Source organism: Stenotrophomonas sp. pho (assembly GCF_006228405.1).
Lineage (GTDB): Bacteria > Pseudomonadota > Gammaproteobacteria > Xanthomonadales > Xanthomonadaceae > Stenotrophomonas > Stenotrophomonas sepilia.
Genome location: NZ_CP029759.1, coordinates 1252012 through 1265161 on the forward strand (window position 1 = coordinate 1252012; position 13150 = coordinate 1265161).

Annotated in this window: 16 protein-coding genes and 1 pseudogene; 9 read left to right on the forward strand and 8 right to left on the reverse strand. The window is 61.4% G+C overall.

The window, feature by feature from the left end; genetic code table 11:
• The first annotated feature begins 227 nt into the window (after positions 1-227).
• Both DL544_RS05890 and DL544_RS05895 read left to right on the forward strand, forming a co-directional pair.
• Positions 228-575 (forward strand): methyl-accepting chemotaxis protein, encoded by a 348-nt coding sequence (locus DL544_RS05890; protein WP_255313121.1) that lies wholly within the window; start codon positions 228-230, stop codon positions 573-575.
• Positions 547-2313: a GGDEF domain-containing phosphodiesterase gene (locus DL544_RS05895; protein ID WP_176556903.1), complete on the forward strand. Its 1767-nt coding sequence runs from the start codon at positions 547-549 to the stop codon at positions 2311-2313. The genes DL544_RS05890 and DL544_RS05895 overlap by 29 nt, the downstream gene beginning before the upstream one ends.
• A 655-nt stretch (positions 2314-2968) precedes the next feature.
• Here DL544_RS05895 and DL544_RS05900 read toward each other — a convergent pair.
• Positions 2969-3919, reverse strand: coding sequence for a GIY-YIG nuclease family protein (locus DL544_RS05900; protein WP_219997156.1), 951 nt, complete (start codon positions 3917-3919; stop codon positions 2969-2971).
• Between the two features lie 16 nt (positions 3920-3935).
• Positions 3936-4130 (reverse strand): annotated as a pseudogene (locus DL544_RS22335) (HNH endonuclease); the annotation flags it as partial.
• 270 nt (positions 4131-4400) lie between these two features.
• Between DL544_RS22335 and DL544_RS05910 the strand changes: the two are divergent.
• The 5 genes from DL544_RS05910 to DL544_RS05925 all read left to right on the forward strand — a co-directional run bounded on the left by DL544_RS05910 (position 4401) and on the right by DL544_RS05925 (position 7878).
• The gene (locus DL544_RS05910) at positions 4401-4898 is read left to right on the forward strand and encodes a spore coat protein U domain-containing protein (protein WP_176556904.1); all 498 of its coding nucleotides are present in this window, start codon (positions 4401-4403) and stop codon (positions 4896-4898) included.
• A gap of 116 nt (positions 4899-5014) precedes the next feature.
• Positions 5015-5671: a fimbrial biogenesis chaperone gene (locus DL544_RS05915; protein ID WP_139726855.1), complete on the forward strand. Its 657-nt coding sequence runs from the start codon at positions 5015-5017 to the stop codon at positions 5669-5671.
• A gap of 682 nt (positions 5672-6353) precedes the next feature.
• Complete coding sequence (locus tag DL544_RS21220) at positions 6354-6506, forward strand: hypothetical protein (protein ID WP_176556905.1); 153 nt, start codon at positions 6354-6356, stop codon at positions 6504-6506.
• Positions 6507-6508: 2 nt separating this feature from the next.
• On the forward strand, positions 6509-7645 hold the full coding sequence (locus DL544_RS05920) for a fimbria/pilus outer membrane usher protein (protein ID WP_176556906.1): 1137 nt from the start codon (positions 6509-6511) through the stop codon (positions 7643-7645).
• The gene (locus DL544_RS05925) at positions 7642-7878 is read left to right on the forward strand and encodes a hypothetical protein (protein ID WP_139726857.1); all 237 of its coding nucleotides are present in this window, start codon (positions 7642-7644) and stop codon (positions 7876-7878) included. Before DL544_RS05920 ends, DL544_RS05925 begins: the two co-directional genes overlap by 4 nt.
• Positions 7879-8290: 412 nt before the next feature.
• Here DL544_RS05925 and DL544_RS21590 read toward each other — a convergent pair whose 3' ends face one another.
• Positions 8291-8635, reverse strand: coding sequence for a hypothetical protein (locus tag DL544_RS21590; protein WP_255313064.1), 345 nt, complete (start codon positions 8633-8635; stop codon positions 8291-8293).
• 217 nt (positions 8636-8852) lie between these two features.
• Between DL544_RS21590 and DL544_RS05935 the strand changes: the two genes are divergently transcribed.
• A complete protein-coding gene (locus tag DL544_RS05935; protein ID WP_139726858.1) occupies positions 8853-9305 on the forward strand; it encodes a BLUF domain-containing protein in 453 nt (150 codons plus the stop codon).
• A gap of 40 nt (positions 9306-9345) precedes the next feature.
• On the opposite strand, the gene DL544_RS05940 is transcribed toward DL544_RS05935, so the two are convergent.
• Both DL544_RS05940 and DL544_RS05945 read right to left on the reverse strand, forming a co-directional pair.
• Positions 9346-9708, reverse strand: coding sequence for a response regulator (locus tag DL544_RS05940; protein ID WP_024957534.1), 363 nt, complete (start codon positions 9706-9708; stop codon positions 9346-9348).
• A 1-nt stretch (position 9709) separates the two neighbouring features.
• Positions 9710-10852, reverse strand: a complete 1143-nt coding sequence (locus DL544_RS05945) for a two-component system sensor histidine kinase NtrB (protein WP_139726859.1) — start codon at positions 10850-10852, stop codon at positions 9710-9712.
• Between the two features lie 161 nt (positions 10853-11013).
• On the opposite strand from DL544_RS05945, the gene DL544_RS05950 reads away from it, so the two are divergent.
• On the forward strand, positions 11014-11391 hold the full coding sequence (locus DL544_RS05950) for a response regulator (protein WP_065428061.1): 378 nt from the start codon (positions 11014-11016) through the stop codon (positions 11389-11391).
• 43 nt (positions 11392-11434) lie between these two features.
• On the opposite strand, the gene DL544_RS21380 is transcribed toward DL544_RS05950, so the two are convergent.
• The 3 genes from DL544_RS21380 to DL544_RS21390 are packed head-to-tail and all read right to left on the reverse strand — an operon-like array spanning position 11435 to position 12698.
• Positions 11435-11632 (reverse strand): YbhB/YbcL family Raf kinase inhibitor-like protein, encoded by a 198-nt coding sequence (locus tag DL544_RS21380; RefSeq protein WP_479692432.1) that lies wholly within the window; start codon positions 11630-11632, stop codon positions 11435-11437.
• The gene (locus tag DL544_RS21385; protein ID WP_255313122.1) at positions 11602-12255 is read right to left on the reverse strand and encodes a YbhB/YbcL family Raf kinase inhibitor-like protein; all 654 of its coding nucleotides are present in this window, start codon (positions 12253-12255) and stop codon (positions 11602-11604) included. Before DL544_RS21385 ends, DL544_RS21380 begins: the two co-directional genes overlap by 31 nt.
• A 2-nt stretch (positions 12256-12257) precedes the next feature.
• On the reverse strand, positions 12258-12698 hold the full coding sequence (locus tag DL544_RS21390; protein WP_219997158.1) for a PQQ-dependent sugar dehydrogenase: 441 nt from the start codon (positions 12696-12698) through the stop codon (positions 12258-12260).
• Positions 12699-13150 lie beyond the last annotated feature (452 nt).

Below are 13150 nucleotides of genomic sequence, written 5' to 3' on the forward strand. Positions count from 1 at the left end.
GCCCAGCGCTTGGGCGTGTCGCTGGCCACCATCGGCCTGGACCGCCGAGCCCTTCGCTTGGGGCGTTTCCTGAAAGGGCCGGAGCAGCGCAGCTTGCAGGGGCTGGGCCTGGACCAGGTTCGGGCTCGCTTAAAGGAGGTCAGCCGGGCTCAGTTGGCGCGGGAGCTTGAGGTGAGCACTTCGGCCGTCTATGGTTACTGCAGGAAGGCGGGCCGGTCCACAAGGCTATTCAGGACATCATCAAGACACTGTTGGCGGGGGCGCAGAACGCGGTGACGATAGCCCAGGCCGGCACCCAAGAGGCCGCCGCCGGTGTGCAGCAGGTGATCGCTACCCAGGAGGCGCTGCAAGGAATCAGTAGCGCCGTTGGCTTGATCCATGACATGGGCCAGCAGATGGCGGCGGCATCAGAAGAACAGGCGCATGTCGCCGAGGATATTTCCCGGCAGATCACGCGCATTGCCCAAGCCTCTGGCTATAATGCCGAGCTGGCGGGAGAGTCCGCGCAGGCGGGCAACGACTTGAAACAGACATCACATGCCATGCATGCACTGGTTGAGCGCTTCGGTAACTAAAATGAGAAAACCGGGAGAGAACAATCAGGTGCCTGACGGGGCGGAACCGAATACATGGGATGGCCTGGAGTCAGCGCTTGCCGGTGCCATTTTCAATGCCGCTGTAGATGCCATCATGGTCATCAACGCACGCGGTATTCTCCAGGCGGTTAACCAGTCTACACAAACGCTTTTCGGCTTCAGTTCGGACGAGATGCTCGGCAAGAACATCTCCATGCTGATGCCAGCACCGTATGCCCAGGAGCACGACGGTTATTTAAACAACTATTGCTCCAGCGGTGAGCGCAAGATCATCGGCATTGGCCGAGAGGTCACGGGCCAGCGCAAAGACGGCAGCTGCTTTTCGCTGCATTTGAGCGTCAGTGAGTTCAGTCAGGATGGCCAGCAGTTATTCGTCGGCATCTGCCACGACATCAGTGAGCGCCGCAAGTTCACCGAGCACATTGCCTTTCTGGCCAAATACGACGGGCTTACCGGGTGTGCCAATCGACGTGAGTTTATTGAAGGGCTGTCCAGAGCCATTGAGGCTTGTCAGACCAGTGGGCGGAAAATTGCGGTGTTGTTCATCGATCTGGACGGTTTCAAGCAGATCAACGACAACCATGGTCATCAGGTTGGCGACCGCTTGCTCAAGCTAACAGTTGAGCGCTTTCAGAAAACCTTGCGCGATAGTGACTTATTAGGTCGGGTGGGGGGAGACGAGTTCGTCGTCTCTATCATTCTAGATTCCAAAGGGGAAGCAGCCTCCCACATCGCCGCACGGTTGATGGGGGCGCTGAAGGTGCCATTCGTCATTGATAATCGGGCACTGAGTGTTGGCGCAAGTATCGGCATCAGCCTGTACCCCGATGACGGTCTGACAGCCGATGAGGTGATGAATGAAGCTGATATCGCCATGTATCAGGCCAAGGTGGAAGGAGGCGGCTGTATTCGCCTATTCGATCAAGCGTTACGTGAACGATCCGAGCAGGTCTATCGCCTGCTCAGTCGCTTGCGCAAGGCCATTTCGCTAGAGCAGTTCGAGTTGCATTACCAGTTGCAGTTCGATATGCAGACCTTGCAGCCGTGCGGCATGGAGGCCTTGCTGCGTTGGCGTGATGGCGTTAATGGCCTGGTGGCACCTGATCAGTTTATTCCTGTAGCACTGGAATACGGCCTGATGCCGACTATTGGACGCTGGGTCATTCGCCAGGCGTGCAAAGACAATATGACGCTAATCGAAACGGGCCTGCTGGATGTGGTGGTAGCGGTCAACATCTGTGCCTCGTTGTTCAGTGAAGCCGGATTCTGCGCGCTGGTTCATCAGTTACTTGTCAGCACTGGACTGCCGGCTGAGCGTTTGGAGCTTGAGATCACCGAAGATGTGGCAATGAACTCTTCGGCCCAGGTATTGCAGACCTCGGATGAACTGCATGAGGCCGGTATCCGTTTGGCAATGGATGATTTTGGCATCGGCTTTTCGTCGTTGAACCGCTTGAAAAAGTTGCGGTTTGACAAGCTGAAGATCGATCGATCGTTCGTTTCTGGTCTTTTTGAAAGCCGTAGCGATCAAGCTATCGTGCAGGCCGTTCTCGGCATGGCCAAAGGACTCAGCATGCGCACGGTGGCTGAGGGGGTTGAAACGGAGGAGCAGCTAGCCTTCCTGCGGGAGGCAGGATGCTCTCAAGGGCAAGGTTTCTGGTTTGCCAGGCCGATGCCACTACCTGAACTAATTGAGTGGTTGCGGGAGCGGCGTTAGCAGGGCAAACACTTGCCGTTGCACCGGCCCCAGTACGCCTCACTGGACATGATCCTATTGATCGCCCGCCTCGAAGTCTTAATCGGCGGCCCCTTGAAGAGTATCTGGGAAGAGGCTCATAACAAGCTTGGCCTTGTTATGAGCAGGCCACGAGAAACTTTACAGGGAACGTTCTCAATCAGGCCAATCACACTCCTTTGCATTACTAGCGGCTATACCGCACATACATACGTTGCCAACGGTCATAGGCTTCTGGAGTGTCGTGCCAGAGAGGGCCGATTCGGGCAATTCAGAAGAACACCGTCTCGACAAAGACCTCAACTATCTCTGGCCGCCAGTCACTGTCACTGAATTTGCCCATCAATAACACCTCGAATCATTGCCAGTGATCATCACGCAGCCAATACCGACAAATCCCAACTACAAAAAGCGGCGAGATACTGGCGGCACCTTCGGCATCAAATGAGAACACCGCCTAGCACGCTGAGCGCGCGATTGCATGGGTGCAGCACAGGTACGATTCGTCCCAACTCTTGCCGGTCAAAACCATCAGCGCGGTGGATCACAATCACTGGAAAGGATGGTCAGAATCTCCAGCATGAATGGGCCACAATCTCTGGAACTGAGTGTCAGCATCACTGGAATACACACATTGCTAGTTGCGGTTGTAGCCGTTGCGGGACATCAAGATTCGCTTCCAATGCGATTCCCTCTTGTCGATTTGGCTCTCTTGGGAGCGCCGGTCCATGACTTCGAGGATCGAGAAGCGGAGATCCCGTTGACGGTCAGTGGCCTTGATGCCGAACTCTTGGACCAAGGCCTTGTTCCAGCCGTGCCCTGTGCTCGAATACTGGCACCAGCGTCCCCAGATGCCGGCGTCGCCGTCTGCTTTTCCGACGTAGAGCAGGCCGGTCTTGCTGTCCGTTAAGAGATAGATGCCTTTGACACTGGAAAGAGCGGCACGCCAAGAGTTGTTGCCGCTGGCGACGATACGGTCCAAGGTGTCTTTGTCGATGTCCACTTGCCCGAAGCCAGGAAACTCTCCGTCTCCCAGCTTTTCTGCCAGGAGTTCGTGCACCACCATGTCCCCAGAGAGGGTCTCGCCTCTCAGATAGGAGGTGCGGCTGACGTATTTCCCCGTCACGAAGAGGCGCCCTTCTAACGCAAGTGTGCTGTCGATGCGTTCCAAGGTGTAGTCAACGTGGGGCGTTCGGTTGGCATCCACATCGGGCCTGCTTCCCACGGATCGGAAGAGGCCGGCGAACATCCAACGGTAGGTGTTGGGGATTTGGATGAGGGACAAGACCATGTCCCGGTCAAAGTTCCGCTGCCGCTGCCAGCACTGCCAGTCGTCAAACCGGCCGTCCAGCCAAACATCGATCGGATCTTCGATCTTATTGTTTCGGGCCAAGTGAACCTTGGTGCGGGCCGGATCAAACGAAGGTTCGTAGAGCTTGATGAGGTCATACAGAAGCACGTGCAATCCCTGGCGGCAGTCTGGACCACCATCTTCCCACTGCCAGGCGCTTTTGAACCAGCGCCCGGAACGCTTCAGCGGAAGGAGCTGGTCCCGTTCGCTTGTGCCTGCACTGGTTGCACCGGGCATGCGCGGCCACCACGTTCCCGGATACATCTCGGCCCCCGTCCTGCTGGGCGACCAAGTGCTCGGCGGTGCATTGGAAGGGGCGCGCCTTGCCAGGCTTCAGCCCGAGCTCTGAAGGAGCAGCGAGCCACATCGGCAGACCGCAGTAGAAGCAGCGGCCGTGCTGGGCGTGGAAGGCGGAGATACGAAGCGATTTGCGGCGTTTGGCGGTCATGGGTGGCTCCGGAATCGAAAAAAGATTCCCGCGCCCCCATTGGGTGGACCTCGGGCACCCGGCGCCTATTGGCTATGCGGGCACAACACCGACGCTTCAGCGACCGGCGATTGCTTTTTAGCTTACTCGTGTCTTCGGTGCAAGCGCTTGGGTTGGCACCTTCAAATCTTGCTGCCCGATCCTCTTGCGGAAATGGATTTATCGAGTATTGGTGAAGCAAGCCCAAGCCGGGCCCTTTTCCCTTTCCCCAATATCCGAGGAGGATTTTTCATGCGCAAGACCCTTTCTTTTTCTCTGGCCTTGATGGCCGCGTTTTCTGCCACTTCGGCGTCCGCCGCTGACGTCACCGAAGACCTGATGATTTCTGCGACCGTGAACAACGAGTGCAGCCTGCTCGTGACCCAGCTGGGCGGTGGTGAATACAACGGCTTGGCGGTTGGCACGCAGGGTTATTCCAACGGCGCGTTGCTGGTGCGTTGTAACCAGGGCACGGCCTTTAGCATCGTGCCCGGCGATGGATTGAACTACGGCGCCGCGATTGCTCGTCCCAATCACCGTGCCGTGTCGGATGGTGCTGGAAACTTCGTCGCTTACGGCCTCTTTAAGGATCCTGGTGCCAGCCAGATATGGGGCAGTGGGGCCGATGCTTGGGAGGGCGTGGGAACCGGTGAGCAGCAGATGATCGGCATCGGTTATACCTTCTATGATCTGAACAAGGTGCCCGGCGGAACCTTTTCCGACACCATCGCCGTAACCCTGACTTATTGATCCTCAACCGTTTCCCTTAAAGCCCCCGGAAATCCCCGGGGGTTTTCTTTTGGGGGTGGGTTGACAACTTTGAATGTTTTGGTTGGATCAAAGGAGGTGATCGGTTTGGAGGAGTGATGTTGAAGCGTTTGTTGGCCGTTTCGTTGTGCTCATTGTTCGCCGTGCCTGCGTGGGCGGGAAATGTGTCGTTGTTTCCCACGAGCATCGTGGCGCCGGCTGGGGAAAAATCGGGCGCGTTGACCTTGGAAAACCATGGGAAAACCCCCGAGCGTTTCCAAGTGACGGTGCTGGACTGGTCCCAAGACGCCAGCGGACAGGACGTGACCAGCCCCGCCACCGCGGTGCTCGCGGCACCGTCGATTGTCGAAATCCCGCCTGGGTCCCGCCGGGCCGTGCGGTTGGTCCGCACCCAAGGCGTCGGCACGCCCGGCTACTACCGCGTGCTGCTGCGCCAGTTGCCCCAGCCGTCCACGGCGGGCCAGGTGCAGTTGTTGATCCACCAGAACCTGCCGGTGGGGTTTGAAGACGCCAAGGCCGGTCCTCCCGTGCTCAGGGCGCGCTTCACCGCCAAAGGTCTCCTGCTGACCAACTTCGGGCCCACCGCCGCACGCGTGACCGCCGTCGGTCCTCAAGGCATGCCGGCGTGGCGCGAAGGGGCGCTGGGGTGGGTGCTCCCGGGTCAGAGCAAGCTGGTTGAGCTCAAGCCCGGCTTGAAAGCGTCCACGCTCTCAATCACGGCCAACGGGTCCCCCGCTACCGTCCCCGTGAACTGAGGGCGACACGTGCGGCGGGGAAGCGTCCTGGGCCTTGCGCTGGCCCTGTCCATCGGCAGCGCGCACGCGGCCATTCCAGACGGGGTGGAGCCCGTGCTTGCAGCGCCCATCCTGGCCAACGGCCAGCCCGCCAAGGACCCCGTGGTGCTCTGGCAGCAGAACGGGGCTTGGGTCGCGGAAACCACGACGTGGCAGCAGCTCGGCGTGACCCTTCGCCCGGGCGAGGAGGGCCAGAACCTGACCGACCAAGCCTTGGGCGTGACCGTGGCTTACACCCCGAGAACGCCACCGTCCAGCTCACCATTCCGGCTGACCGCAAGCCGGCGCAGCAGCTCAGCCAGCACGGCACTCCGGTTTCTCAGGTGTCGCCCGCCATCGGGGGCGTCTTGGTCAACTACAACCTCGCCACCCAGATTGCAGGCGGCCAACAAGCAACGTCCTTGGCACTGGACGCGCGCACCGGAGGTCGTTGGGGCGTGGTCTCCACCACCGGGCAGCTCAACCAGTCCCCCAACGGGTTTGGCATGCGCCGCGGCATGACCGCTTGGCAGAAAGACGACCTGCCGCGCCAACGGACTTGGCAAGCCGGCGATGTCTACGCCACGCCCCGCATCGGCCCGGTGGCGCTGGGCGGCATTCGCCTCGCGAAGGACCCGGCAGCCCTGGATCCGCTCACTCCGACGTGGCCAATCCCGACCTTGGGGGCATCGCGTTGGATCCGGGGCAGGTCAAGGTCCTGTCCAACCAGGCCGAAATCACGCGCCAGGACGTCAACGCCGGCCCCTTCACCGTGGACGGGCGAAACGTGGCCTTGGGGCCAGCCAAACGGCTGTAGTGGTGCGTGACGCCTACGGCCGGGAAACCGCCATTTCTACTGCGCGGCTTTACGTCGCCCCAACCCTGCTGCGTCCTGGCCTCTCCGCTTGGGAAATCGCGGCCGGACAAGTCCGCGAAGACGAAAACCGCTACGGCACGGCCGGCGTCAGCGCTTCCTGGGCCAAGGGCGTCAACGACCGCTGGACCATCCGAGGTGGTGGTCAGGTGGACGAGAACGGCAAGGGCAACGTCACCGTGGGTTCCACCTGGGCCCCGGGCACCTGGGGCGTGCTCGACGGGGAGGTGGGGCGCTCAAGCGACGGCGGGACGCGTTGGGCTGCTGCCTACGACTACCGAGGGCCCACCTTTGGCCTGCGGCTGGAACACGAAGAAAACGACGGCTTCTGGCGACTGCAGAGCGAGACGGCGCTGCCCATCGCTTCGCGCACCCAAGCCAGCGTTTCCTACCGCCCGGATCGCCGCTTCACTTTGCGTGGCATCTACAGCGCCATCGACACGGGGCGCTCCAGCCTGGCCTTCGCTTCCTTGGGCGTGAGCGCGAACCTGGGCACTGCAGGCCAGGTGTCCGCCAACGTGCTCCGAGACCTTCAAGGCGACGATCTTCAAGTGTCCGCCAGCTACACCTACCGCTTCGGCAGCAAGGCCAGCGTGGGTGTGCGGGCCCGCCAGGCCCCAGGCCAGGATGCCCTGACCACCCGAGCGACCTACCGCACCGAGGGCGGCCTTCGCGTGGCTGCAGAGCACACCGAGGGCGATCAGGGCAGCACCCGGGCCACGGCGGATGCCATGACGCGTTACGGCGACGCCCGGATCATGCTGGACCGCTACGACGGGCAAACCCAGGTGGCGGCCAACTTCTCCGGCGCCGTGTTCCTGGACCACCGCGGCGTGGCCTTCGGGCGACCCGCCTACGCCAGCTTCGCCGTGGTGGATGTGCCGGGCCAGGCGGGCTTGCCGGTCCGGGTCAACGGAGCACCGGTCGGCAAGACCAACAAGCAAGGCCGCGTGCTGGTCACCAACGTGCCCTCCCTGCTGCCCACCACCTTCAGTCTCAAAGATAAAGACCTGCCCGCGGGTGTGGAGATTGGGGAGACCGAAAAGCAATCCGTGGCCCCCGTCAAGGCGGCGTGCGGGTGACCTTCCCGGTGCTGACCCGGAACGCCCGGGCCTTCACCCTGACCGGTGCCAGCATCGCGCCAGGAATCCTGGCCTCTACGCCGAATGAGCAAGCGATGATGGGCTACGACGGAGCGCTCTACTTGGAGCACCCCGAGCCGGGGATGGCCGTCGAGGTGTCGGGTGTGTGCAAAGCCGTGTTGCCGTCGCCACTGCCGGGCCTGGACGAAGTGGCGGAGTTAAGGTGCAACTAGCTGCTCAGATCTCCCTCGCGACCGGGCGGCGCCCCTAGCACCCTTGCCTTCGAAGCAATGACTGCGCAAACGGTCGACCCACAAGCTGGGCAAACCGCAGGCTTGAGAAGCCTCTCTGGCAAGATAGGAACGATGGCCTCGCATTCGCAGCGCAGCCCCAGGGCTTCGACCTTCTGCACCCGCCGCTCCGGGTCCCCCTTGATGGCCAAATAGCTCGAGTTGCACTTGGTATTCGGGCAGAAAACGGGCTTGTCCCCCGCTTGCTCGGCCGGGCCGAGAATGAGCACATGGCCGCAGTCGACGCATTTGCCCGTCGCGAGATCCTTGCTGGCAGCGATCAGCGTCGAGCTCGCAACCTCTTCCAGCTCCGCGATGAGAGCCCGGAGCCTTTCGATCTTCGGCCGTGCGTTCGTCAGATCTTTGCGCAGATGGAGAAAGCTCCCAACGAGTTGTAGTAACTGCGAAACTTGCCCCAAGGAATGCGCTTGGCCTCGCCGATCGGCAAGAAATCCTTGTCCTTGAAAACGGCCTTCAAGTCACTTGAGGCAAAATCGAGGTCTTTGGGCGGTGGCGTTACCGAGATGGAGAAGCTGGCCGTTTGATCAGAGTTCGGATCGAAGGCGGCCAGCATTTTGATGATCTGGTCCGGTCGCCACTCGCGAGCAAGCTCGGTGGAAACGTCTTCACCATATGCAGCCAAGTTCTGATACGCCACGGATTCCAGGCAGAATCGTAGTTCCAGCGCGGCGTAGATCAATGACGCGTCATCGCCCCTGCTGATTAGTTATTTAGCCGTGCTTAAACGTTCCGCGATGTTGTAAAGGGCCATAATCAAAGGTTACTCGATTGGAACTCGGGATCAAGTTAGCAGCCGCCTGTAGGCGCTATCTCCCAACGCGATTGCCTAAATGCGTGGGCGGGACTAAAGTTCGTGGAAGGGGGGGATGGCCAGACAAGTTGAGAAGGAGCGCCCAATGCCCATCAGGGCCGTGGTGTATGTCAGCGAGGCATCCGGCGCGTTGCGCGGCGATCTGCTTGGCCTCCGGAGCGGCAAGCTCCAGGAGCTGGTCGACGACGCAACTCGATTTAACCGGGACGCAGGTGTCAGTGGGGTGCTCTTGTTCGACGGGACGCGCTTCGTCCAATACTTGGAGGGCCCCCCGGACGGGTTGGACGTGGTGTTCTCAAGGGTGCTCGGTGCTTCGAGCCATCACGACCTGATCGAGCTGCAAAGCGGGACGATCATGGATCGCCGCTTGCCTTATTGGCCTATGCGCTGGTTGCCTGTGGAAGTTAAAGAGCTGAGCGAGGTCGCAGTGGGCGACTGGGCCGGTTTCAAGGTGCGGGGGGATGGAGAAGCGTTGAACGCAACGGCGATCGACCGGCTGCTGTTCCTAGTGAGCAGACGCGCACTGGTAGGAAGATGAACCAGTGGCGACCGCCTGGCCGCGCAAGGAATCCGCCCCCCTACGTGCAGCCCAAGTCTTCGTGGATCGCCGTAACAAGCTGTCGGAAGCGGTAAGGCTTCGGGAGAAATCGAACCGTCTCGGGCAGCGGGGGCAGCTGCGAGCGTTGAAGGCCAGACGCGAGCATGACGCGGGCCTGGGGTTGAGCAACCGCGGCTTCCGCCGCGACCTCCAGCCCGTCGGCGCTGTCTGGCATGTTGAAGTCGGTCACTACCACCGCGAACCTGGCGTCGCCGCGCAGGAGGACGAGGGCCTCATCCCCGTTGCTGGCGGGAGTGACTTGGAAGCCCTGAGAGGTCAGAGCCTCTACGACGACGCTGCGGAGATCGTCTTCGTCTTCAACAAACAACACGTGGATCGGCATCTCAATGCTCTGGTGCGGGGAAGCAAAGGCTAACGCGGGTTCCCTTCCCAAGCTCGCTCTGGAGCTCGGTGAACCCGCCGGACTGGGCCGTGAAGCCAAACACTTGGCTCAAGCCCAGCCCGCTGCCCCTTCCAATGGGTTTGGTGGTGAAAAACGGTTCAAATACCCTGGCCTGCTGGTCCGCCTCAATCCCTGAACCGTCGCCTCGGATGCTCAGGCAGATGTAAGGTCTTTCACTGGTGTTGGGCAACGTAGGATCACGGGTTTGCCGCGCAGAGGCCGTGATGAGGATCGTTCCGCCCTTCGGCATGGCGTCGCGGCTGTTGCACACAAGGTTAAGGATTGCGGCCTCCAGCTGTGCCTTGTCCAGCGACAGGGTCGGAAGGCCCCGGGAAACTTCGACGGTCAATGCGATCGCGTCGCCGGCGGAGCGGCGCAGCATCGCTTCGCATTCGGCCATCAAGGCGGCCAAGTCGACTGCCTCTGGCACCAAGGTTTGTCCCTTGCCGAAGGTCAGCAACTGCCGAGTCAGAAGGGCCCCGCGCTCGGCGGCCCGCTGCGCGGTATCGATGAGCTTGGCCACGCCTCCGTCTTTCACCCGCAGGCTGATGAGCTCCAGACAGTTGGCCACGATCGTCAACAGGTTGTTGAAATCATGGGCCAAGCCGAGCGTGAACTTCCCGATGGCCTCCATCTTCTGCGCCTGCAGGAGATCGCGCTGGGCTTGGAGCAGCTGCTCCTGCGCTTCGTGGCGCTGGGTGATGTCGCGGGTGATTTTGGCAAACCCCACCAGTTCCCCGTCTTCCCAGATGGGATCGATCACGACGCTGGCACGAAAGCGGGTCCCGTCCTGCCGCAATCGCCAGCCCTCGGCGACGTAGCGCCCTTCTAAGGCCGCGGTCCGCAGGTTTCGCTCTGGTAGGCCGGCTTGGGCCTCCTCGGGCAGGTAGAAGCGGGAAAAGTTGGTGCCGACCACGTCGGCAGCCTGGTAGCCCTTGATTCGTTGCCCACCCGGGTTCCAGGTCTGGATCACCCCGCTGGGGTCGAGCATGTATAGGGCGTAGTCGGTGACGGAGTTCACCAGCAGGGCAAACTGCCGGCTCTCGTCCCTCAAATCGGTTTTCGCTTTCGCTGGTTGGTTCATGGGTCATCCTCTCGGCAGGGCCACCGAAGGGCGACAGAGTGCGCAGTGTAGAAGAGCGACGGCCGTCATCCTTTTGCGCCCTCTTAACAAATCGGGCGAGCCCTCGGGCCACACTGTCCAATCGTGGCACATCCACTCAGAGCGCTTGTAGGGAGAAAGTCATGGGATTGGACGGCAAAGCAGTAAGGGTTCTTCTTGTAGAGGACGAACCCACTCTCATGATGGTCTTGGAGCAGGCCATTGCCCAAGTCGGCTACGACGTCTCCAAGACGGCCGAAGATTTGCCCACAGCCTTGGCATGCGCCGAGGAGGCGGCCTTCGATGTTGCGGTGCTGGACGTCAACTTGAACGGGGTCGAGTCTTACCCCGTGGCCGATCGCTTGGTCGAGTTGGGGGTGCCGTTCCTGTTTACGACCGGCCTTGGGGCCAACCGGCTGCCCGACCGCTTCAAAGGCACGCCCTTCCTTGAAAAGCCGTTCCGCCTGAAAGAGATCGCCGCCGCCCTCCAGTCCCTTCGCCAGGAACTGGAGGTTCACTGAGTTTCCGGACCTAGCACCGGTCGGGACCTTCGGGTCCCTTTTTTTATTTCAGCGGGGCGGCGGTCTGCTGGTAGGTGCCCACGATCTCGCTCACGCCCAAGACGTGGCCCTTCGCGGCCCTCAGCACCTCGTCCCGCGTTGCCCCGGCCTTCATATCAAGCACGGTGTCCAAGGCCAACAGCTGGAAGTGGTAATGGTGGGGTCGATCGCCTACTGGCGGTTTGGGGCCGAAATACCCCACAGACCCCGGCTGTTCACCCCCTGCAGCATTCCCTCCGGCTTCAGGAGTCGCGGATCGACCGGCAGGCCCTCCGGCAGCGATGGCGTGCTGGCGGGGATGTTGTAGGCGACCCAGTGAACGAAGGGTTTGACGTTGGCTGCATCCGGATCCTCCATGATCAGCGCATAGGACTTGGCATCAGGCACCGGGCTCCACGAAAGAGCGGGCGATGCATCGTCGTGATACGCGCTGAAGCGGGGAGGCAACGCTTGGCCCGAGGAGAACGACGGGGAGCGGAACTCGAACGCGGCGGCGTTGCCGATCCGATCCTTGGCCAACGGCACGCCTGAGCCTTGATTGACTTGGGCCATCAAGGGCCCGCTAGGCACCGCCGCCTCGCGGGAGGGGGCCACTTGGCCTTGGCTGTAGGTCACCCGATAGATAACGCCATTGGCGTCGTCGCCGACCAGCAGGGCACCGCCTTTGGTCATCGCCAGACCGACGGGCCGTGCGATGTGCGCCTGGCCGTTGTCGACCAGGAAGCCGGTCAAGAAGGGCTCAAACCCGACCGGCTCGCCGGCGTCGAAACGAACCCGCACCACCTCGTAGCCCGACGCAGGCTTGCGGTTCCAGGAACCGCGCATCGTCACGAAGGCGTCCCCCGGTAAGCCGTCGGGAACTGCTGGCCGGTGTAGAACAGCATCTGCATGGGGGCCGCGTGGGCTGTGTAGCCGAGCACCATGGGCTCGCTTGTCGCCGCCCATTGCTGTTTGCTGATCTGCCCTGGCGGTGTGCTCTGGGGATTCACCCCGTCCTTGCCCCAGATGTGGGGCCAACCATACCTCTTTCCTTTCTGAATGCGGTTGAGCTCCTCGGGCTGCTCATCGTTGCCCAAGTAGTCGATGCCGTGATCCATCCCCCACAGCTCCCCCGTTTTGGAGTCCCAAGCAAAGCCGATGGTGTTCCGCAGGCCGCTGGCAAAGATGGACCGGCTCTTGCCATCCGGCGAGGACCTCAGCAGCGCCGCATGCTCGGGATTGGTCTCGTTGCACGCGTTACAGGACGAGCCCACGCTGATGTAGAGCATCTCATCAGGGCAAAGGCCAGCGTGCGGTTGGGGTGCTGACCGCCATCGGGCAGGTCGTTGATGATCCGTTCCTCTGGACCCAACGTCCCGTCCGGGTGTATGGGGGCGCGATACACGTCGTTGGCCGTGGCGACATACAGCTGCCCGTTGGCGATGACCAGGCCGTGCGCCCCTGGCCGCGAGAAGACCACCTTCGGTTCGGCGTCCAAGGCTCCGTCTTCATTGGCATCCTCCAGCAACAGCACGTCGCCTTGATCTCGACGTGAGACATAAATCCGCCCGTCTGGTGCCACGGCGATGATCCGCGGATTCTGAAGGCCTTGCGCAAGGGGACGCACTTGGAAGCCACTGGGCACCGTCAGGGCCTGAACGCGCTCGGGCGTCGCATCTACCTTGGCGGGTTTGAACGTATGGACGTTGGCTTGGACGTCGGTTCCGCCCCCTGCTGAGCG